Origin of the sequence: Pseudomonas sp. GD04015 (assembly GCF_029837675.1) — a bacterium.
Classification (GTDB): Bacteria; Pseudomonadota; Gammaproteobacteria; order Pseudomonadales; family Pseudomonadaceae; genus Aquipseudomonas; species Aquipseudomonas paralcaligenes.
In genome coordinates this window covers 23,648-43,297 of record NZ_JAOEEE010000024.1, presented here as the reverse complement: position 1 = coordinate 43,297, position 19,650 = coordinate 23,648, and the positions used below count along the sequence as shown (strand labels likewise).

Annotated in this window: 17 protein-coding genes; all 17 read right to left on the bottom strand. The window is 64.5% G+C overall.

Translation table 11 applies throughout. The features are described from left to right. Positions 1–32 precede the first annotated feature (32 nt). The 17 genes from N7640_RS18220 to N7640_RS18140 all read right to left on the bottom strand — a co-directional run bounded on the left by N7640_RS18220 (position 33) and on the right by N7640_RS18140 (position 19,639). Entirely contained in the window at positions 33–725 is a 693-nt protein-coding gene (locus N7640_RS18220) for a DUF1266 domain-containing protein (RefSeq protein ID WP_279902114.1), read from the bottom strand. Next, entirely contained in the window at positions 722–1,894 is a 1,173-nt protein-coding gene (locus N7640_RS18215; RefSeq protein WP_279902113.1) for a hypothetical protein, read from the bottom strand. The genes N7640_RS18220 and N7640_RS18215 overlap by 4 nt, the downstream gene beginning before the upstream one ends. Before the next feature lies 1 nt (position 1,895). After that, on the bottom strand, positions 1,896–4,226 hold the full coding sequence (locus N7640_RS18210) for a hypothetical protein (protein WP_279902112.1): 2,331 nt from the start codon (positions 4,224–4,226) through the stop codon (positions 1,896–1,898). A 155-nt stretch (positions 4,227–4,381) separates the two neighbouring features. Next, positions 4,382–7,036 (bottom strand): type VI secretion system ATPase TssH, encoded by a 2,655-nt coding sequence (gene tssH / locus N7640_RS18205; RefSeq protein WP_279902111.1) that lies wholly within the window; start codon positions 7,034–7,036, stop codon positions 4,382–4,384. A 10-nt stretch (positions 7,037–7,046) separates the two neighbouring features. Next, on the bottom strand, positions 7,047–7,838 hold the full coding sequence (locus N7640_RS18200) for a hypothetical protein (RefSeq protein ID WP_279902110.1): 792 nt from the start codon (positions 7,836–7,838) through the stop codon (positions 7,047–7,049). Continuing rightward, the gene (tssG, locus tag N7640_RS18195) at positions 7,835–8,905 is read right to left on the bottom strand and encodes a type VI secretion system baseplate subunit TssG (protein ID WP_220813237.1); all 1,071 of its coding nucleotides are present in this window, start codon (positions 8,903–8,905) and stop codon (positions 7,835–7,837) included. Before tssG ends, N7640_RS18200 begins: the two co-directional genes overlap by 4 nt. After that, positions 8,902–10,776 (bottom strand): type VI secretion system baseplate subunit TssF, encoded by a 1,875-nt coding sequence (tssF, locus tag N7640_RS18190; RefSeq protein WP_279902109.1) that lies wholly within the window; start codon positions 10,774–10,776, stop codon positions 8,902–8,904. Before tssF ends, tssG begins: the two co-directional genes overlap by 4 nt. A gap of 1 nt (position 10,777) precedes the next feature. Then, a complete protein-coding gene (tssE, locus tag N7640_RS18185; protein ID WP_220813235.1) occupies positions 10,778–11,290 on the bottom strand; it encodes a type VI secretion system baseplate subunit TssE in 513 nt (170 codons plus the stop codon). Beyond that, on the bottom strand, positions 11,287–12,090 hold the full coding sequence (locus tag N7640_RS18180; protein ID WP_279902108.1) for a type VI secretion system accessory protein TagJ: 804 nt from the start codon (positions 12,088–12,090) through the stop codon (positions 11,287–11,289). The genes tssE and N7640_RS18180 overlap by 4 nt, the downstream gene beginning before the upstream one ends. 406 nt (positions 12,091–12,496) lie before the next feature. After that, the gene (locus tag N7640_RS18175; protein ID WP_279902107.1) at positions 12,497–13,045 is read right to left on the bottom strand and encodes an ankyrin repeat domain-containing protein; all 549 of its coding nucleotides are present in this window, start codon (positions 13,043–13,045) and stop codon (positions 12,497–12,499) included. Positions 13,046–14,092: 1,047 nt separating this feature from the next. Further along, positions 14,093–14,977, bottom strand: a complete 885-nt coding sequence (locus N7640_RS18170) for a hypothetical protein (RefSeq protein WP_279902106.1) — start codon at positions 14,975–14,977, stop codon at positions 14,093–14,095. Positions 14,978–15,089: 112 nt separating this feature from the next. Next, positions 15,090–15,275 (bottom strand): hypothetical protein, encoded by a 186-nt coding sequence (locus N7640_RS18165; protein ID WP_279902105.1) that lies wholly within the window; start codon positions 15,273–15,275, stop codon positions 15,090–15,092. A 136-nt stretch (positions 15,276–15,411) separates the two neighbouring features. Beyond that, a complete protein-coding gene (locus N7640_RS18160; RefSeq protein WP_220813231.1) occupies positions 15,412–15,897 on the bottom strand; it encodes a type VI secretion system tube protein Hcp in 486 nt (161 codons plus the stop codon). Positions 15,898–16,073: 176 nt separating this feature from the next. After that, positions 16,074–17,570 (bottom strand): type VI secretion system contractile sheath large subunit, encoded by a 1,497-nt coding sequence (gene tssC / locus N7640_RS18155; RefSeq protein ID WP_220813230.1) that lies wholly within the window; start codon positions 17,568–17,570, stop codon positions 16,074–16,076. Between the two features lie 16 nt (positions 17,571–17,586). Further along, positions 17,587–18,135, bottom strand: coding sequence for a type VI secretion system contractile sheath small subunit (gene tssB, locus N7640_RS18150; RefSeq protein WP_220813229.1), 549 nt, complete (start codon positions 18,133–18,135; stop codon positions 17,587–17,589). 43 nt (positions 18,136–18,178) lie between these two features. Beyond that, positions 18,179–19,180: a type VI secretion system protein TssA gene (gene tssA, locus N7640_RS18145; protein WP_279902103.1), complete on the bottom strand. Its 1,002-nt coding sequence runs from the start codon at positions 19,178–19,180 to the stop codon at positions 18,179–18,181. A 15-nt stretch (positions 19,181–19,195) separates the two neighbouring features. Continuing rightward, the gene (locus tag N7640_RS18140) at positions 19,196–19,639 is read right to left on the bottom strand and encodes a TssQ family T6SS-associated lipoprotein (protein ID WP_220813227.1); all 444 of its coding nucleotides are present in this window, start codon (positions 19,637–19,639) and stop codon (positions 19,196–19,198) included. Between the last annotated feature and the right edge of the window lie 11 nt (positions 19,640–19,650).

Sequence of the window (19,650 nt, the reverse complement as noted above, 5' to 3'; positions counted from 1 at the left end):
ATTCGCTCGGGACGAACCGGTCGTGTAGCGGATCAGCGCTGCTGGCCGATCCAGCGCCATTTGCCCCAGGGGTGCCAGCGGGACCTGAGCCATTTGGTCTGCTCGGCCTCTTGGATGCGCTGGCCCAGGCTGTCGCCGCGGCCGGCGTTGACCCATTGCTGGCGACCACGCGCGTAGGCCTGGGCGAAGTCGGCCCAGCTGCCGAAGCAGGCACTGGCACGCGCGGCGTTGAGGTGCAGCACCTGCCATTGCAGCTCGGGCGGCAGCCAGCCCAGCAGGGCGGCGCTGCGCACGAAGAATGCGATACGCGCGCAGGCGAAGGCCATGGCGTCGCGTGGCTGGTCGGCCGGGGTGAGTTGATCCAGGTCGAGGCTGAACCAGCGGGTCTTCACCAGGTGCGGCAGTTGCTGGTGGATATCCGACTCCGCCAGATCGGTGCGCAGGCCGAAGTGATGCAGCGTGAGCGGGCGCAGCTTCTGCGCCAGATCGTCCCCGAGCTTCACCATGGGACGGTCGGCGAAGCCGCCGTCCAGGGTGTGGAAGGCCATGGGGTGGGCGAGGGCGAGCGCATGGTTCTGTTCGGGCGAGAGGCGGTAGTCGCGCACGCGACCGGCCTTGCGCCGCGCCGCCTGGCGCCGGCGCCAGGGCGACAGTAGCCATCTGAAGAACCGGCTCAGCAGCCAGTAGGACAGCCAGAAGAACACCGCTCCCAGGATGATGTTCATGCCGCGGCCCCCTGGTCTTCTTGCGAGGGCCGAGCGGCGGGCGCGATGCTGGCCAGCGCTTGGGCAGCGGCCAGGGCGCTGTCGGCGGGCGCATGCACCTGGTGGGGCGTGCGTGCCAGGCTCAGCCATTGCACCAGCGCGCTGGGCGCGGCGACCCGCACCAGCTTGTCCGGGTGGCGCGTGAACAGGGCCAGTTGGTCGGCTTCCTCGGTAATCTCGGCCACGCGCGTCCAGCCGCCGGGCAGGCGCACCAGGTCGATGGCCAGCGCGTCGGGCGGCGTGGTCTCCGTGGTAGGCAGCGATTGCAGGAAGGCCAGCACGTCGAGGTGGTATTTATCCACGGGCGGGCGGTTCTGCTTGCCCTTGATCTGCTCGATCTCGAGCAGGCCATCGGGCCGCACCAGGGCGCTGATGGTGATACGCGGCTGGGATTGGCCGGTGCGGTAGCTGAACAGGCGCATGCGTCCTTGTTCGCACGAGGCGGCGTAGTGTTCGCCATAGCCGCCGACCAGCTTGCGGCGGTTGCCGAACTGGCCCACGCAATGGCGCATGCACTGGCTCTCGAAGGCCAGCTCCTCGCGCAGATGGGGCGAGTCGGGCAGGAATTCAACGAACTCGCCGGCGTCGTTGGGCGCGCGCCAGAGCGTGCGCACGGCGTCGGGTTGGTGCTCGCGCCAGCCGGCCAGCTGGCGTGCCTCGAACATCCGGTGTTCCTGCTCCCATTGGGCAAGCGCCTGCAACGCATTGACCCGCTGGAGCTTGCCGGCCAGTGCCGTGCCCGCGCGGGTGGAGAGGAACTCCAGCAGGCGCTGTTCCACGTCGCGCACGGCGGGTGACTCCGGATCGATCCACCAGAGGGTGGCGTGGGGCGCGTCGCTCTTGCGGTGTCCGCTCAGGCGCTGGTCGATCCAGGCGGGGAGGGTGTTGCCCAGCTTCTGCCGGGCTAGCTCCAGGCTGTCCAGCACCACCATGGCCGGCGGCTCGGCGCTCAGGTTGCCGATCACGAAGCGGAAGAAATGGCTGCTCATCCAGGCGCCGATTTCGGCGCTGTCGCCGCGTGCGGTGCTGCGTGCGGCGATCGCGGCCTTGATCTGGGTGGCGTTGGCGACGTCGCGCGCGCCGTAGGCCTGCGCGGCGCTGCCGCGGTCGTTGGGCAGGGCTGGGATCATGTCAGAACCATCGACGCCAGAACGGCTTCTGCTTGCGGATGGCGGCCTTGGCCTTGTCGATGCCCTCCAGGGCACTGGCGCGCGCGGCTTCCCTGTCCAGGTCGGGATCGAAGACGGCGACGGCGCGTTCGTAGGTTTCCAGCGCCGCTTGCGCCTCGCCAGCGTCGAGCAGGCCATCTCCCAGGCGGCGCAGGCCCCAGGTGCGGCCGATGCGCATGAGTTCGGGGCGGATGGCCAGCATGCGAGCGAGGGTGTCCTCGGGCTTGCTGCGGTATAGAAAATCGAGGATGGCGGCTTCTGCGCCCAGCAGCCTGGGCTGCTGGGCTTGCAGGTCGCTCTGGCTCAGCATGCCGCGCCACTGGCGCAGGCGGTCCAGCCAGATCTCGATCTCGTGCGCGCGATCGAGATGCTGCAGCGCCCAGGCCACGTCACCGAAGTAGTCGCAGGGATCGTGGCGGCTGTAGCCCTGCTCCAGTGCGAAGTGCCACAGTTGCTCGGCCGCATCGATGTATTCGGAGTAGCGCTTCAGGTCATCTAGGCAGTTCAGTGCGCCGTGCTTGTGTTCGGCGAATGGGCTGGAGGCCAGGCCTTTCTGGTGCAGCACCAAAGCTTCTTCGGCGCGGGAAGCATGGCGGTAGCGGATCGCCAGGTTGTTGCAGTTCATCGAGTAGGTGTGGATATCGCCGTCGCGCACGTTGCCTTCGCCGGTGGCGAAGAAGGCCTCGAACTGCGCCAGGGCGAGTTCGTAGTAGCGCGTGGACAGCGCGATGAGGGCATCGCGCGGAAAGCCGCTGCGCCGTTCGGCGGGCAGCTCTATGCTGTCCATCACCTCGTTGGGGGTGGACAAGATCACGCCCAGAGCGTAGCTCCAGTTGCCCGCGCCGGTTTCGACGAAGCGCTGGTCCACGGCCTGCTCGGCGCCCAGCACGCGCATGCGCGTGTACCACAGTTGGCTGGCGCAGCCCTGGTTGGCCATGTCGGGCCGTTCCAGCAGGCGCTCCAGCATCGGCAGGGCCTGTTCGTGCTGGCCCTGATTGGCCAGCTGCATGCCCTGCAGCACGTCGGGGAGCGGATGACCGGGAAGCAGGGCGCGTGCGCGATCGATCAGGCGATGCTGCGCTTCAGCCACGGTGGCGTGGCCCAGTGCCAGCAGATCGTCCTCGTTCAGTGCTTCCTCGTGCGCGGCGGAGGCCAGGGCCAGCGTCCACAGACCGGTATGCTCGGTCTCGGCGCTGAGTCGCTGCAGGGCCAGTTCGACGGCGCGCCGGCTCGAGATCGGGCGCGAGTGCCAGCAGGCTTCCAGTGCCATCCTGGCGGCCTGTTCCTCCTGGCCGGTCTGCATCAGCCAGGTCAGTACCGTGGCGGTAAAGCCGTCTTCCTCGTCCTGGACCAGCATGAAGCGCCCTTGCCGCGCGGTGGCCAGTGCGGCGGTGTGGTCTCCCTGCGCCCATTGCACGCCGGCGGTCAGGCGCGCGAGCTTGACGGCCTGGTCACGCCGCAGCGCGGGACTGGCATCCTGGCCCAGCGCCCGCTGCGCGCCTTCGCATACCTGCGCCAGGGTGTCGGGCGCCAGACGCACCAGGTCGTGCGCTAGGCGCCACCAGTCATCTTCCTCGACGATCTGATCGGGGCCGGGCGTGGCCAGCGTCTGGGCGGCCTTGCGCGCCAGGGCGGCGGCACCGTCCTTGTCGCCGCGCAGCTCGCTGGTCAGGGCCAGGCGCAGCTGCAGCGTGGCCTCGTCGAAGCAGCGCCAGTGCCGACGATGGGACTGGCGCAGGTAGATGGCGTGGACTTCGCGGGTGCCGCGTTCGTAGGTGTCGGGCTGGCGCGCGCTCAGGGCCTCGTCCATCAGGTTGTACCAGCTCTGCAGGCTCCGGTCGTCGTGCTCGGGCAGGGCCTGGCAGGCGCCGATGGCGTCGGTGGCGGCCTCGAACAGGGCCTGCAGTTGCACGGCGGACATGCCGTCCTCGCGCGTGGCGGCGCTGATGCGCCAGCGCGCGCAGGCTTCGGCGGCTTCCAGGCGTTCGGCATGGGCGAGGTCGTCCAGCAGCCGCGCTTCGTGGGCGTCGAGGGCGGCGCGTGCCGCATCGGGGCGATCCAGCCACATCCAGAGGCGGAACAGGCGGTCCAGCGCGGTCATGTCGTCGGGCGCCAGCGCCTGCGCGGCGAGCAGCTCGCGGGCGCGTGCCACGGCCTGGACCTGCTCGGCCTCGCTCAGTTCGGGCTCATCGTCTTCGTCGGCGCTCGGAAGCAGGTCTTCGCCGCGGGCAACGGCGATCACATGATCGAGGAAGGCATAGAAGGCATCGTCTTCACGCAGCAGTTCGGACATGGCGGGCTCGTGTAAGGGGGCGGGTGGTGGTTGTCGGATCGTGGCAGTCTAGTGCCGTAATGTTGCCTTGGCTGCTGGCCCCTGGGTGTGTTCCCGCTCGCGAATCGCGGACATGGCCCGCGCTCGCGCGCTTGAACGAACACCCAGGATGCTCGTCATGGCTTCCCGTCGAAGTGGTAGACGAAATCCTCCTCGCTGGCATCGAGCCGGATATCGGCGAGTTTCTCTCCGTCGGCCAGGCTCTGCAGGTAATGGCGGCTGATGACCGGCAGTACCGTCTGGGTGAGGATCGCGTCGATCATCCGCCCGCCCGATTCCACCTCGGTGCAGCGGCGGATGACCAGCGCCACCGCCGCGTTGCTGTACGCGAACGCGATGGCGTGGCGCTCCTCGACGCGCTTGCGGATGCGCTCCAGCTGCAGGCGGACGATGCTGGCCAGGGTCTCATCGCTGAGCGGGTAGTAGGGAATGACGTTCAGGCGGCCGAGGAAGGCCGGCGGGAACACCTGCAGCAGCGGTTCGCGCAGGGCCGTGGCCAGCGCCTCGGGCTCGGGGGCCAGCTCGGGGTCGCGGGTCAGGTTCATCACCAGGTCGGTGCCGACGTTGGAGGTGAGCAGGATCACGGTGTTGCGGAAGTCGATCTGGCGTCCCTCGCCATCCTCCATCCAGCCCTTGTCGAACACTTGGAAGAACAGCTCGTGCACGTCCGGGTGGGCCTTTTCCACTTCGTCCAGCAGCACCACCGAGTAGGGCTTGCGCCTGACCGCCTCGGTCAGCAGGCCGCCCTCGCCATAGCCGACATAGCCCGGCGGTGCGCCCTTGAGGCTGGAGACGGTGTGCGCCTCCTGGAACTCGCTCATGTTGATGGTGATGAGGTTCTGCTCGCCGCCGTAGAGCGTCTCGGCGAGGGTGAGGGCGGTTTCCGTCTTGCCCACGCCGGAGGGGCCGACCAGCATGAACACGCCGATGGGTTTGTCCGGGTTGTCCAGGTGTGCGCGGGCGGTCTGGATGCGCCGGGCGATCAGTTCGAGCCCGTGGCGCTGGCCGATCACCCGTTTCTCCAGGGTGTCCACCAGGCCCAGCACGGCGGCGATCTCGTCGCGGACCATGCGTCCCACCGGGATGCCGGTCCAGTCGGCGACCACCGAGGCCACGGCGGCCTCGTCCACGGCCGGCAGGATCAGCGGCGAGTCGCCCTGCAACGTCGCCAGCTCGGACTGCAGCCCGGCGTGCTCGGCCAGCAGGGTGGCACGCTCGCTGTCCGCCAGGTCGCCCGCGCGCAGCTGTTCGCGCACTTCCAGCAGGCGTTCGGCGACGCTGCGTTCACTTTCCCAGCGGCCCTGCAACAGGGCCAGGCGGGTGCGCTCCTGGTCCAGTTGCGCCAGGCACTTGCCTTCGCGCTCGCCCACGTCCAGGCCGATGGCGCCTTCGCGCCCGATGATCGCCTGCTCCGTCTCCAGCATCTCGATGCGGCGCTGGCACTGCTCCAGCTCGGCGGGCAGCGTGTGCTGGCTGACCGAGACCCGCGCGCAGGCGGTGTCGAGCAGGCTGATGGCCTTGTCCGGCAGTTGCCGGGCGGGGATGTAGCGGTGCGACAGGCGCACCGCCGCGGCGATGGCCTCGTCGAGGACCTGAATCCGGTGGTGCTTTTCCAGCGCGCCGGCGATGCCACGGACCATGTCGATGGCCGCCGGCTCGTCGGGTTCGCCCACCTGGATCACCTGGAAGCGGCGGGTGAGGGCCGGGTCCTTCTCGATATAGCGGCGGTATTCACTCCAGGTGGTAGCACCGATGGTGCGCAGGGTGCCGCGCGCCAGCGCGGGCTTCAGCAGGTTGGCGGCGTCGCCGGTGCCTGCTGCGCCGCCGGCGCCGATCAGGGTGTGGATCTCGTCGATGAACAGGATGATGGGCTTGGGGCTGGCCTGGACTTCGTCGATCACCTGGCGCAGGCGCTGCTCGAACTCGCCCTTCATGCTGGCGCCGGCCTGCAGCAGGCCGATGTCGAGCATCAGCAGCGACACGCCGCGCAGCTGCGGCGGTACGTCGCCGCTGGCCAGGCGCAGGGCGAAGCCCTCGGCCACGGCGGTCTTGCCGACCCCGGCCTCGCCCGCCAGCAGGGGGTTGTTCTGCCGGCGGCGGATGAGGATGTCGGTGATCTGGCGGATTTCCTCGTCGCGCCCGGTGACCGGGTCGATCTCGCCCTGGGCGGCCCGGGCGGTGAGGTCGACGGCGAAGCGGCTGAGGGCGTCCTGCTTGCCGCTCGGCGCCAGGGCGCCGCTGGCCTCGCCCGGCTCGCCGCCCACATGGCTGCCGTCGCTGGCGGCCAGGTCGTCCTCCGGCGAGCCGCGCAGCAGGCGCGGCAGGTCGCGGGTCAGGGCGTCGGCGTCGAGATTGGCCAGCTCACGGCTGACGGTGGCCAGCACGTTGCGCAGGTGGGTGGTCTTGAGGATGCCGAGCAGCAGCGAGGCGCCGCGCACCCGGTCTTCCTGCAGCAGCAGCGTCGCGTAGACCCAGCCGCGCTCGACGGCGTTCTCCACGTGCTCGGAGAGGTCGCTGATGGCGGTGGCGCCCGCTGGCAGGCGATCCAGCGCGCGCACCAGGTCGCTGTTCAGGCGAGCCTCGTCCAGCTCGTAGTGGCGGACGATCCGGTGCAGGTCGCTGTCGTTCAGCTGCAGCAGCTGGTGCAGCCAGTGCGCCAGCTCCACGTAGGGGTTGCCGCGCAGCTTGCAGAAGACGGTGGCGCCCTCGATGGCTTTGTACAGGATCGGGTTGAGTTTGCCGAACAGGGCGGCGCGGCTGATGTTGCTCATGGTCGTCTGCTCAGCGGGCCGAAACGGCGGTCAGGTTCGGGGCGGTGAAGGAGCGCTTGTTCTGGTCCTGGGCGTCGGTGACCGGGGTCTTGCGGATGCGCTCGATCTTCCAGGTGCCGCCCTGGCGCTGCAGCGAGTAGGCGAGGGGACGGCCTTCCTCGATGACCCGCTCCGGGCCCTTGGGGTTGAGGGCGTAGAGAGACACCTCGTAGGCGCTGGGCTCGTTCCGCGAGGACCAGCTCGACGGCACCAGGCGGGCGAAGTTCAGCACCGGGGAACCCGGTAGGCGGCCGAGCACGCGCTCGCCCAGGTAGGCGTCGGAGAACAGCGGGTAGTACACCGGGGCGTGGCGCGCGGTGACGTCGACGACGTGGAGGAAGCTGTAGCGCTGCCAGTCGCCGACCGAGAACAGGCCCTTGCCCTGGCCGACGAAGGCGAAGTAGCGCTTCTTCGGGGTGCTCAGTTCCAGCAGGCGGGCGTGCTCCATGTCCAGGCGCGGCAGGGCGCCCCACGGGCTCTCGGTGGCGGGGAAGCGCTTGCGGCCGAACTCGACGCTGGCCGACTCTTCGCCGGTCATCAGGTAGACGGGCGAGTTGTTCACCTTCGCCTGGTACGTCGTGCCCGTCTTGGAGGCCTTGCTGGTGAAGGACTCGCTCGCCAGGGACACGGAGGGGCGCTCCATGCGCCAGATGCTGTCCAGGGCGAAGGCCATGTCGGCCTCCACGCTGGCGTGGCCGGGCAGGGTGAAGCCGAGCAGGGCCACGCAGAGCAGGGGACGGTGGAGGATGCGGAAGGGGTTCATGGATGGGACCTCGTTGGTTCGGATGAAGGGGAGCCCGCGGTTCGCTGCGGACGGTATGAATGGGTAGTGGCGGCGATGTGTTCGGGGTCGAGGACCAGGTCGTCGCGGTCCTGCGTGGCGGCGCTGGCGCCGAGCCAGCTGGTCCAGCCCAGGCGGGTAACGCCGCCGAGCGATACCCGCGGCACTTCGGCGGCGCGCAGGACCAGGCGCACGTCCCAGGCGTATTCGATGCCGATGTAGCTGCGCGCCCAGTCGAGCAACTGCCGATGGCCGCGGCCGGTGGGCAGCAGGTTCTCGTAGTCGGCCAGGCCCATGGCGCCCAGGCGGATGCGAAAGCGGTGCTGACGGTCTGGCACGGCCTGCCCGGCCACGGCGTCGACGCCCAGTTGGGCGTTGCTCGCGCCGCCGAGACGGGTGCGCTGGTCGTCCGGCAGGGGCAGCCAGTGCCGGGCGAACTCCTCGATCCGCGCGGGCATGCGGAAGAAGTTGGCCAGGATGCGCTCCAGCCCTTCCGCGTTGCGCACCTGGCGGACCAGGTGGCCGGCGTGGTTCCAGCGCGCGTGGTCGGGCACCGAGTCGCGCTCGCGCTGGGATTCAAGGCCGTGGTGGACGAGGCTCGCCACGTGGCGGGTGAAGCTGTCGTCCTGATCGCGGTCCAGGCTCACCGTGGACTGGGCCGAGGCCCAGGCGCGGTAGAACAGCTGGATCAGCCGGTGATGGAAGATGTCGGCGAAGGCCGACAGGGTCTCGTCGCCGTGGTGGTTGGCGCGCTCCATCGCGTATTCGGTCAGGGCCAGCGGCAGCGGGCCGTTGGGCCCAAACAGGCCGAAGCTGAAGATGCGCAGCTTGGCAGCCGCCCGGCGTTCATCCAGGCCGGCCAGGGTGGCGGGGGCGAAGGAGGTGGACGGCGCCTGGCCCAGGCGGATGGGGTCCTGCTGCGGGCGCTGCGAGTGGCCCAGGCGCGGGCTCTGCGGGTGCAGCGATTCGATGCGCCGCAGGGCGGCGAACAGGTCGAAGTCGTAGGGCCGCTCGCCGAGCCGCTGCCAGAAGTCTGTGGTGCCCGTCATGCCACCGGCCTCGTGCCGAAGCGCGGCGCCCACTGGCCGATGCGGCCGCGCTGGGCGCTGTCCAGGCGCACTTCGATGAAGGTGTTGAGGCCGACGTGGCGAGCGAGGAAGCGCTCCAGCACGGCGCCGAACAGATAGGCGCTGCTGCCCGCGAACTGGGCCTCGTCGACCTTCAGGTCGATGGCGACGCCACGGCCGAAGGCCAGCGGGCCGTGACCGGGCAGGCGCCGGGTGACCGGCGTCAGGCTGGCGCCGAGCAGGCCGCGCGCCTGGCGGGCGATGGCCGCGTCGCCCAGGGCTCCGTACAGGGTCAGCAGCTCGCGCAGGGCCTCGGCGCCCTGTTCGGGCGTCAGGTCGGTCAGGGTCTGGTAGCCGAGTCCCAGCTGGCTGATCAGGCGCCAGGTCAGCTCGCCCTCGGGCGCCGCCGGCTGCGGCTTGGTCGGTCCCTCGATGATGCGCACCGCGGAGACCGGCAGCGAGCCGAGCGGAATCAGGTCCTGGTTGCTGCCGACCGACATCAGCATGGGCAGGTCGCGGTTGCTGACCGTCATCTGCACGCCCAGCTGGCGCAGGGTGCCGGCGTAGGGCGCCTCGTTGCGGTCGACCAAGCTGAGGAACACCTCGGAGCCGATGTAGGTGGTGCGGGCGCCCTTGCGCAAAGTGCTGTCGGAGGGGCGGCGCGGTTCGCGGCGCACGGAGAAGTAGGTGCCGTGTTCGCCCCGGTCCTGGGCGACGCAGGTGTAGAACGGGCGGAATTCGGCCTCCACCGCGTTGTCCTGGCCGAAGCCCTCGGCCAGGGCGACGCTGTACACCTCGTAGTCCATCGGCCGGGCGCGGTCCGGCACCACGTGGAACTCGTTGCGGTTGTCCGCCACCGGGACCCGGTCGGAGCGCATGTCGATCAGGTTCACCGCCGGGGTGCAGAACAGCGCGAAGTGCTCGGGGCCGACCAGCGTCTCGTATTCGCTGGCATCGCGGTCGAGCAGGATCAGCACCTCGAAGCCGCTGGCCGCGCTGCTGTGCTCCAGCGCCGGGCCGAGCCCCTCGATGGCGACGAAGTGGTAGCGCGCCGGCATCGCGAAGTATTCGTGGAGCAGGCGGTAGCCCTGGAAGCCGCGGGCGGAGTAGGGCAGCAGCGACTCTTCCTCGGACAGCCCCTCCGGCTGCAGCGCGCTCGCCGGCAGGAGCGTCCAGCCGCAGCCGCTGGCATCGATGGGGCGCACGGCCACGCCCAGGGGGTGGCCGCAGAGCAGTTCGTACAGGTGCGAGGCGAGCTGGCCGCTGTCACGCAGGTGCAGTGACAGGCGGTTGAGCCCCGGCGCACGGCCGTTGTGGGCGCTGGTGAAGTCGAAGCGCAGGTGCAGGGTCGACTTGACCGTCCTGCCGAGCGTGGCGCGGGGCAGGCGGATGTCGGCGGGCGCGGCCTCGAAGCGGGCGCTGGCCAGGGTCAGGGGCCACAGCTCCACGGCGTGGGCGGTGCGGAATTCGCACTGGGTCTTGCGCTCGCCCTGCAGGGGCTCCTTCAGCCGGGTACCGCGCTCGATGACGAAGCCGTTCTCCTGGCTGCCGCTCATCTCGCCGGGCGTGAACTGGATGATGCACATGGCTGGCGTGGGCGCCAGGTAGTTGGGGTAGACCACCTCCAGCAGGCGCTGGGAGAAGCGCGGGAACTCGGCATCCATCTTCAGGTGGATGCGCGCGGTGAGGAAGCAGAACCCTTCCAGCAGGCGTTCTACATAAGGGTCCGCCACTTCCGTGCCACGCATGCCCAGCCGCGCCGCGACCTTGGGATACTGCCCGGCGAACTCCGCGCCCAGCTCGCGCAGGTAGGCCAGTTCGCTGTTGTAGTAGTCCAGCAATCTGGGGTCCATGTCATGACCTCGCGACGTTTTCCAGGGACACCTGGCCGCACTCCAGGTCGACGTGGGAGCGCAGCAGCAGCTCCATGGGGTAGGGCTCGGACCAGAGCTGCCCGCGAATCTCCAGGGACAGGCGGTTGCGCGAGGCCAGACCGGCGACCGGGGGCAGCACGCGGATCTCCAGTGATTCCGGCAGTATCCGCGGCTCGAAGGTGGCGATGGCTGTGCGCAGGGTCGCCTCGACCTCCTTCCAGTCGGCGGCGGCCAGCTGGCGGCCGGAAAGCGCCGGGATGCCGAAGTTGACCACCGACACGCGGGCGCGCTCGGCCTGCTCGAAGTCGGTGGTCGACTCCGCGTTCACCGTGTTGAGCAGCCAGGACAGGTCGCGCAGGACGCTTTCGCGAAAGTCGGAGCGGCTGATGAGACGCTCGTGGGGCGCCTCGCTGCTGCTCTGCGGCGCGTGGTCGGTCAGGCGGTCCAGCAGGGCCGGCATCAGCCGGTTGCTGCGTACGCTGTGCGGTTTCATGGCTGGCCGGCCAGGGAGGACAGCTCGCGCACGGCGAGCAGCGGATGCTCGCCGGCGGGGCTGACCAGCATGCGCTGCCCGACGCCGGCCCACAGCTCGTCCCCGAGCGGGCGCCATTCGGTCAAGCTGGCCAGGGCCAGCGCGTCCTGGCCCTCGGCATGGCTGAGGGGATAGCGGGCAGGCAGCAGCACGGGATGCTGGCCGCCGTTGCTCAGCGTCACTCGAGCGGGCAGCCAGACCAGGTCGCGCAGGTCGGTCGGCGCGTCGATCTCCAGGCGCTGGATGTTCTCGAACGGCAGCCAGTAGTACTGGCCGTTGAGGAAGAGTTCGCAGACCGGACCGAGCCTGGAGTCGCCGTCGGCGATCCACTCGACCCGTTCGCCATCGATGAGGAATGACGTTTCGCCGGCCTGCTCGAACGCCTGGGCGTGCAACTCGGCCGCCTGCACCGCATCGCCGCCGGCGCGGCAAGCCAGCGACCGGGCCAGCAGCGGCAGCCAGTCGTTGGGCTGGCCGATGCTCTTGACCTCGACCTCCCCGGCGAACACCCGCTCGCGGGCGCGCTCGCAGCGAATAGCCTCGCGGTAGGCCTGGGCCATGGGAATGCACTTGGCATCAAGCTGCGCGACGGTCTGCAACTGCGCGACCGCACGCTCCCAGTCGCCCTTCACCATGCACAGCTGCGCGTAGTGGACACGCAGCCTGGCGTCCGCCGGCGCACGGCGAATCAGCTGGGTCAGCTGGGCGACCTGCTCGTCGAGCGGGGTGTGGAACAGGGTGGAGCTGATGGGCTGGTTCATCGATGCCTATCCTTGGCTGGTGTGCCTAATTCGGAGATATAGAGTTTGTTAAATCAGGGATGGATGGTGGCAATCATGCACGCGCTTTTCGCTGCTAGGCATGGGAGTGGCCAGAAAAGCAGGGAATTCCTTTAAACCAGGGTTTCATTCTTTAGCTTTCCTGTAGCTGTTCAATCCAACATAAGCACCGTAGCGGCAGCTATGAAAGTTGTAAGCCCCAATATACGTATATAGTGCGGATGCAGTTTGAATTGAGCCGCTGGGGCATGGCGAATCAACGGATATCGGCGATAGAAATTGCTGATTCTATGGGCGCATGGCATGGGCAATAATATTGCTAGCAGTCCTAGGAAAACTAGAGTTAAAGCAGCAATGAGCTTCATGCTAAACCATCATCCGTGTGTGGTTATTGGAGTGCTGCCTTGCTGTTCTGCATGCTCTCTATCATATGTTTGTCTTTCTTCGATTTGGCAATGTCCAGCGGTGTAATGCCATCATTATCCGATGTATATGCGTCGCCTCCCGATTCGATCAGATATTTGGCGAGGTCATAGCACTTGCTTTCCGCCACCCAGTGCAGCACCGTACTTCCTTTTGTGTTGCGATGATTGACTTTTGCTCCCTTCTCTACAAGCTTTTTGGCCCGCTCTATGTCGCATTTGCGCACGACTTCAAAGATTGCGGTGAGGCCCGGGCGATCAGTGTGATTAGGGTCTGCGTGCTGGATCACCAGATTAAAGAAGCGAGGGTCATCTACTAAGAAGCTGTAAATGAGAAAGGAAAAGGGTGATCCGCCACTGAGGGTTGTCTCGTTTTTATCTATGACCTTCTCATAGTGTGAGGCAAACGCCTCATAGTCATTGTCCAGATAAGCCTGGACGAGTGGGTTTTCCTCTGCCAGACATGAGTTGGAGATACAGGCGATAAATAGGTATTTAATGAATTTTATTGCCACTGCGTTTTCTCTTTATTGCCTTCGCCATGCGTCTCAATAATAGCTGGTGCTTTGGCGGGAAGTGAGTATGACCAAGAGTAGTTATGCTGAAGGATTAGGCCGAAAAACATATGAGTTTTAATGAAGGCTTCACTGCTGGCTCGATAAGAGCCCCTGATTCTCCATGGCATGGGTATTATGGTGTGTTGGGGGAGTGGTAAAAAAGTCCACTGCCCAGAGCGACTAGAAAAATCCCTGACACGCCAATATCAAAATTTGTCATCGCAATAGATGAGCCCATGAGTACTGTTGTCCAGCCGAACACGAAAAAGAGAACTCCAATCCACTTGCGTAGCCTGGTAGGCAGGTAGTAGAAGGCTGCGCAACCAATCAATGAAAATAATATGAATGGTAAGGCAATATTCATGGATTTCTGATCTTTAATATGGGTTATTGCTTTCATTGTTTCAGTTAATTGCTTTGAATTGACGGATAAGTCGTTCTTGATTTTTGGGGGAAAGCAAAATATTTACAGTATGTAATGCAAGTGAAGGTGGTTTATTGGAGTGACCCTTAAAGCCCCTCAATGATTATGTTGGTTTTTTATGGTTGGCTTGTTGTTGATGATTTTACTGCAGAATATTTCATGTTTTGCATAGTAGGATTTGCTGTACAGGAGCCAGCGATAAGTGAAGTCGTCGCACGTATTGTAACCTTGTTTTTGTGCGTAGCTGGCTACTGTGTAATGAGCTAATTGAGGGAAAACTATCGTTACCAATAAACTTATAATCAGGACTTTTGTGAAAAAAGCTTCGTGCCTGGGGGTGAGTTTCTTCTGCAGCAGGCCTTGAGTCACCCCTCCAACAGTCAGAAATAGGAGTCCGAATCCGATTCCCAGCATATACATGGAGCCCTTGTCGAATCCTACTATGGGGCTGCTTGTGTGAAATTGAGATACAAGTAGATTTATGCTGGTGATAAACCACGCAAGCGAAGAGAGTGTCAATATTGAAAGAAATGCAATGCTGAATAGCTTTTTCGATATCGAAGTAAGTGGCCGATCTTCCATTATTGAAGTCTCGGTCTTGTGGAAATAAATCTATCTATGGCGTGCATCGTGATATTAATCAAAATGGCTCTGGCAGAGTCAACGGTATAATCAAAAGCAGAGTCTGCTAGCTCGCTTGCATTTCGATACAGGGCCTGCTTTGCTGCCTCATATCCCCTGTCAGTACCTTGAACAATATCATCCAGGCCGGCAATAACTCGATCAGTTATTCCATAATGTTCATCTAGTGCACTCAGAGCCATCGAGACTCCAATGCCGACCAAGACGACCGCCGCGATTGGCCCTATGGCTATCGTAAATCCCATTGCGACAATTGCAGATGCTGCTGCTATGGAGGCGCCCGTGGCAATTCCAACTTTCACTATGTCAGTGGCTAAAGAACCAATAAGCTGGGTTAATGTCGCTTGATCTGTCAAAACGTAGTCCGCAATTCTATAAGCAGACAGTAGGATTATAGAAAGAATACCGCCAGACTTTGCTGCATGTACCGCCCCCGCTTTCCCGAGTCCCATGGTTATAACTTTTGGATTTTTTATACCATACTTGGTTCCGGTCAGAACACGTCGCAACCCAGGATGTCCATTTAGAATGATGTGTGCCTTTCCACCATATGTTTTGACGTAGGCTTTGGTGGAAAAACCTCCAAGGTCTCCAACGAGTTTGCTTAAAGTTCTTAAGTCATCTGCTGATGCATAGTAGCTTGCACCGGCCTCAGCTTTCCCCTTGAAGTTTTGCCATGTGCTCTTAATGTGGGGCATCGTCCCCTTGGGCGAGGAGCGTACAATAGCATCCATTTCCTCAATGGATATTACGAAAACTTCATGTTGATTTGATTTTATTTCTTGCTTTAATTCTTTCTTTTCTTGAGTTGATAGCATTTGCATGTTTTCTATACTGGGCTTTATGTTTGCTGTGATTGGTGTGGTTATCTAGTAAGCCCGTTGGGGTATAGGGTTGATCTATATGAATGCTTGCTATTCTTTGAGTTGTATTTTTCTAATGAACTTTCTGATATGCAATATCTTCCAGTCCATTGATTAGTTCTTCGAATGAGCCTGCTTCGAGCTTGTCCACGTTTTGAAGAGACCATTGTAGGAAAGGGTTGTCACGACGGGTGCGATGTGCCCCTGTAACGAGTCCAGCCATCAGAAGGATGAAGAGGATCTTCTGTACAACATTCATGTTTGCAATCCGGATGAGGCGTGTCGAACTTACGTCAGTTCGGCTGGCTTCACTCGCTCAGCTGTGTATCGGACTGGAGGCAGGATCGACCACTTCTGACGTGGCCGGAGGTTTCCCTCCAGCCCGTCGCACGAACTTATTCCTTGTTCTGCTTGACGTCCCAGGTGCCGGTGACGGTGGCGCCCATGGAGCCGTCGGTGTTCTGCTCTTTCACTTCGACCTTGACCTTGCCGTAGGACATGCCGACCGACTCGGTGACACGGGGGTCGCTGGTCGAGCCCATCGGGCTCACGTGGGTGATGAGCACTTCGTTCAGCGTGATCTTCATGTATTCCTGCGAGCCGTCGCCGACCTTGCAGCAGGAGACTTCGACGGTGGGGATGTGCTTGCCGCTGGCGCAGTACTTCATGAGGTTGGGCGTCGCCTTGTCCACGTAGTGGGTGAAGTGCAGCTCGCCGAAGTTGGCCTTGCCCGCGCCGGAGCCGCCGCCCGTGTGGGAGGTGGAGGTCTGGCTGACGGAGTAACCCCACTGGAGAACGTCGATCTGGCCGGAGTGCTTGGAGTCCTTGGACTCGCCCGGGATGCCGTCGATCTTGATGAAGAAGTCCTGGAGTGAAGACATTTCTATATTCCTTTTGAAATGGATGTTGATTGGCCGCCATTCGGCCTAGTGGTGGTTGGCTTTTTGGGGTTGTCGCTTTTCTGCTTGAGTCGTCCTGCCTTCTGTCTGGAAATTGAAGTGGTGGTGTCCGGTGCGCTTGGGCAACACCCGGCGGTCAGGGCCGCCGGGGCGCTCCGTCAGCTGGTGGCGTTCTTCACCGATGGCAGCTTGGAGACCAGGCGCAGCGATACGGTCAGGCCTTCCAGCTGGTAGTGCGGGCGCAGGAAGAACTTGGAGGTGTAGTAGCCGGGGTTGTCTGCCACTTCCTCGACCTGCACCTCGGCCGCTGCCAGGGGCTTGCGCGCCTTGGTTTCCTGGGAGGAGTTCGAGGGGTCGCCGTCGACGTAGTTCATGATCCAGTCGTTGAGCCAGCGCTGCATGTCCTCGCGCTCGCGGAACGAACCGATCTTGTCGCGGACGATGCACTTCAGGTAGTGGGCGAACCGGCAGCAGGCGAACAGGTAGGGCAGGCGCGCCGCCAGGTTGGCGTTGGCGGTGGCGTCCGGGTCGTAGTACTCGGTCGGCTTCTGCAGCGACTGGGCGCCGATGAAGGCGGCCATGTCGGAGTTCTTGCGGTGGATCAGCGGCATGAAGCCGTTCTTGGCAAGCTCCGCTTCGCGACGGTCGGAAATGGCGATCTCCGTCGGGCATTTCATGTCGACGCCGCCATCGTCCGAGGGGAAGGTGTGGGTCGGTAGGTCGTCGACGGCGCCGCCGGATTCGACGCCGCGAATCGAGGTGCACCAGCCGTAGTACTTGAACGAGCGGTTGATGTTCACGGCCATGGCGTAGGCCGAGTTGGCCCAGCAGTAGCCGCTGTGATCCGAACCGTCGGTATCTTCCTCGAAGTCGAACTCATCCACCGGGTTGGTGCGCACGCCGTAGGGCAGGCGGGCGAGGAACCTCGGCATGGCCAGGCCGATGTAGCGCGAGTCTTCCGAGGCCCGCATGCTGCGCCAGCCGGTGTATTCGGTGTTCTCGAAGATCTTGGTCAGGTCGCGCGGATTGGCGAGCTCCTGCCAGGATTCCATTTGCATGACCGAGGGCGCCGCGCCGGCGATGAAGGGGCAGTGCGAGGCCGCGGCGATCTTGGACATCTCGTTGAGCAGCTCCACGTCCGGCGGGGAGTGGTCGAAGAAGTAGTCGCCGACGATGCAGCCGTAAGGCGTGCCGCCGAACTGGTCGTATTCCTGCTCGTAGACCTTCTTGAAGATCGGGCTCTGGTCCCAGCCGATGCCCTTGTGGCGGCGCAGGGTGCGGTGCAGCTCCTTCTTGGAGATGGGCAGCACGCGGATCTTCAGCATCTCGTCGACTTCGGTGTTGTTCACCAGGTGGTGCAGGCCGCGCCAGGCGCTCTCGATCTGCTGGAAGTCGGGCTGGTGGATGATCGCGTTGATCTGCTCCGACAGCTTGTGGTCGATCTCCGCGATGATCGCCTCGATGGCCTTGTAGGCGTCGTTGCTCAGGGTCGTGGAGTTGACCAGGGCCTGTTCGGCGAGCGTGCGGACGGCGTTCTGCACCGCCTCCCGCGCCTCGTCGGTCTTGGGCTTGAATTCCTTCTGCAGCAGCGCGGAGAAGTCGTCTCCGTGCAGCGCTTCCAGTTGCTGCTGGTTGCTGGCTTGAATGGCCGTCATGTCGGGTCTCCCTTGATCAGGCTTCGCTGCTTTCTGGTTCGATGGCTTCGGCGCGTGGTGCCGTGGCCAGGGTCTTCAGCAGCGCCGGGTTCTGCAGCACCTTGCCGATCAGCTCTTCGGCCCCGGTCTTGCCGTCCATGTAGGTCAGCAGGTTGTTCAGCTGGGTGCGCGCGTCGAGCAGCTGGGAGAGGGCGTCGACCTTCCTGGCGACAGCGCCCGGGGAGAAGTCGTCCATGCTCTCGAAGGTGATGTCGATGGCGATGTTGCCTTCGCCGGTCAGGGTGTTCGGCACGGCGAATGCCACCCGGGGCTGCAGCGACTTCATGCGCTCATCGAAGTTGTCGATGTCGATTTCCAGGAACTTGCGGTCGGCGATGGCCGGCAGGGCCTCCTTCGGCTTGCCCGCCAGGTCGGCCATGACGCCCATGACGAAGGGCAGCTGGATCTTCTTCTCCGAGCCGTACAGCTCGACGTCGTATTCGATCTGCACGCGTGGAGCGCGGTTGCGTGCAATGAACTTCTGGCTGCTCTTTCGGTTAACCGTCTCGTGGCGTGGATTGCTCATTGGTTTCTCTCCATGAAACTTCTAGGTTCAGGGGGTGGGGGAGTCAGTCCTGTCTGCTCAGGCCGGCGATCAGCTCTGCCTGTTGCAGGCCGGCCGGCGCCAGGTCGCGCAGGATGGCGAGGAAGTCCTGGCCGATCATGTTGCGCGCCCTGCGGATGAGCAGAGGGGCGGGGTTGGCCGGCTCGTTCCTTTCCAGGAATTCGCAGACCGCGTCCAGCATGGCGATGGCATCGCTGCGGCTGGTCGCCCCGGCGGGGCCGAGGCGGGGAGCGGCAGGTGCGTCGGTCGTCGCCGGCTCGGAGGATTCGTCGCTGGCCTGTTCGGCTGTGCTTGCCGAGGAGGGGGCGAGCAGTTCGGTGAGCCCGAGGATGCTGGCGAAGTCCGGTGCATGTTCGGTGCCCAGTGCCGGCGAGAGCAGGCCGCGCAGCTCCTGGACCCGCTCGCGGATGCAGGGCAGCGCCAGCAGGTCCTGGTTGCCGGATTCCAGCTCGTCGCGCAGGAAACGGGGCAGCTGGTCGCGCTGCAGCGGTTCGCCCGAGACGTCTTCCCGGGACAGGGCGATGCGTTCGAGGGTGCCCAGTGCCAGCTTGCCCAGCTGGCGGCTGCCGATCTCGGCGCAGCGCAGGTCGCTGGGCAGCCCGCCGGCCGCCGCGAGGCCGGCCAGCGCATTGCCACGGGGCAGCAGGTCTTCCTCGCCGTCCTCGTGCAGAACCGGGTGCCCATCCTGCCAGTATCGCCGGGTCATCTCGATGACCAGCGCCAGTCCCTCCGCGGTGCCGCGCGGGCCATGCAGGCGGGTGAGGGCGCGGGTGATGGCGACGGCGAGGCGGAAGTCCTTGCTGCGCGACAGCTGCGACCTGGCCGCCTGCAGGACCGTCGACCAGTCGGGCTCCTGAGCGGGGATCAGGGTATCGCCGTACTGCTGTTCCGGCGTGCCCTGCATTTCCCGTTCGAGTTCGAGGAAGTCGTTGTCGTAGTCGAGTGGCCTGCCGCCCGGTTGGTCGGTCGCGACTGGTGCCAGCAGCGCATCTATGTCGAGGTTCATGCGAAAGCCCGGCTATCAGGGGTGGGACGGCTTGACCGGTCGTTCACTGGCCTGCTGGAACGCCGGTCCCCACTGGGGGTGGCCGTCCTCGGCGCTGTCCAGCCTGAACGAAGGGTCGATCTGCAGGGCGCGCTCGAAGGCGTACCGGCATTGCGCGTTGCGCTCGGTGACGCAGTAGCTGAAGGCCAGGTATTTGAGGGCCTGGAGCTGGGTACCGGTGCTGGCTTCCCAGATCTCCGGGGCGAGGAACTTGTTCTCGGCCATAAAGTAGTTGCCGCCCTGGTACAGACGGATGCCTTCCATAAGGCTCTGCTTGCCCCGCTCCTCACGCTGCTGGGCCGCGATTTCCTCCGCGGTCGGCGGGGGCGGCGGCAGAGGCTTTTCCTTGGCGCATCCGGCCAGGGTGGAGGCGAGGACGGCCATCAGGAGCGAGGCGGTGGTGATGCGGGTCATCTTCATGCGTTACGACT

Coding starts and splice junctions, on each gene's coding strand:
- N7640_RS18220 (WP_279902114.1), bottom strand. CDS start 725: ATGAACATCATCCTGGGAGCGGTGTTCTTCTGGCTGTCCTACTGGCTG.
- N7640_RS18215 (WP_279902113.1), bottom strand. CDS start 1,894: ATGATCCCAGCCCTGCCCAACGACCGCGGCAGCGCCGCGCAGGCCTAC.
- N7640_RS18210 (WP_279902112.1), bottom strand. CDS start 4,226: ATGTCCGAACTGCTGCGTGAAGACGATGCCTTCTATGCCTTCCTCGAT.
- tssH (WP_279902111.1), bottom strand. CDS start 7,036: ATGAGCAACATCAGCCGCGCCGCCCTGTTCGGCAAACTCAACCCGATC.
- N7640_RS18200 (WP_279902110.1), bottom strand. CDS start 7,838: ATGAACCCCTTCCGCATCCTCCACCGTCCCCTGCTCTGCGTGGCCCTG.
- tssG (WP_220813237.1), bottom strand. CDS start 8,905: ATGACGGGCACCACAGACTTCTGGCAGCGGCTCGGCGAGCGGCCCTAC.
- tssF (WP_279902109.1), bottom strand. CDS start 10,776: ATGGACCCCAGATTGCTGGACTACTACAACAGCGAACTGGCCTACCTG.
- tssE (WP_220813235.1), bottom strand. CDS start 11,290: ATGAAACCGCACAGCGTACGCAGCAACCGGCTGATGCCGGCCCTGCTG.
- N7640_RS18180 (WP_279902108.1), bottom strand. CDS start 12,090: ATGAACCAGCCCATCAGCTCCACCCTGTTCCACACCCCGCTCGACGAG.
- N7640_RS18170 (WP_279902106.1), bottom strand. CDS start 14,977: ATGCAAATGCTATCAACTCAAGAAAAGAAAGAATTAAAGCAAGAAATA.
- N7640_RS18165 (WP_279902105.1), bottom strand. CDS start 15,275: ATGAATGTTGTACAGAAGATCCTCTTCATCCTTCTGATGGCTGGACTC.
- N7640_RS18160 (WP_220813231.1), bottom strand. CDS start 15,897: ATGTCTTCACTCCAGGACTTCTTCATCAAGATCGACGGCATCCCGGGC.
- tssC (WP_220813230.1), bottom strand. CDS start 17,570: ATGACGGCCATTCAAGCCAGCAACCAGCAGCAACTGGAAGCGCTGCAC.
- tssB (WP_220813229.1), bottom strand. CDS start 18,135: ATGAGCAATCCACGCCACGAGACGGTTAACCGAAAGAGCAGCCAGAAG.
- tssA (WP_279902103.1), bottom strand. CDS start 19,180: ATGAACCTCGACATAGATGCGCTGCTGGCACCAGTCGCGACCGACCAA.
- N7640_RS18140 (WP_220813227.1), bottom strand. CDS start 19,639: ATGAAGATGACCCGCATCACCACCGCCTCGCTCCTGATGGCCGTCCTC.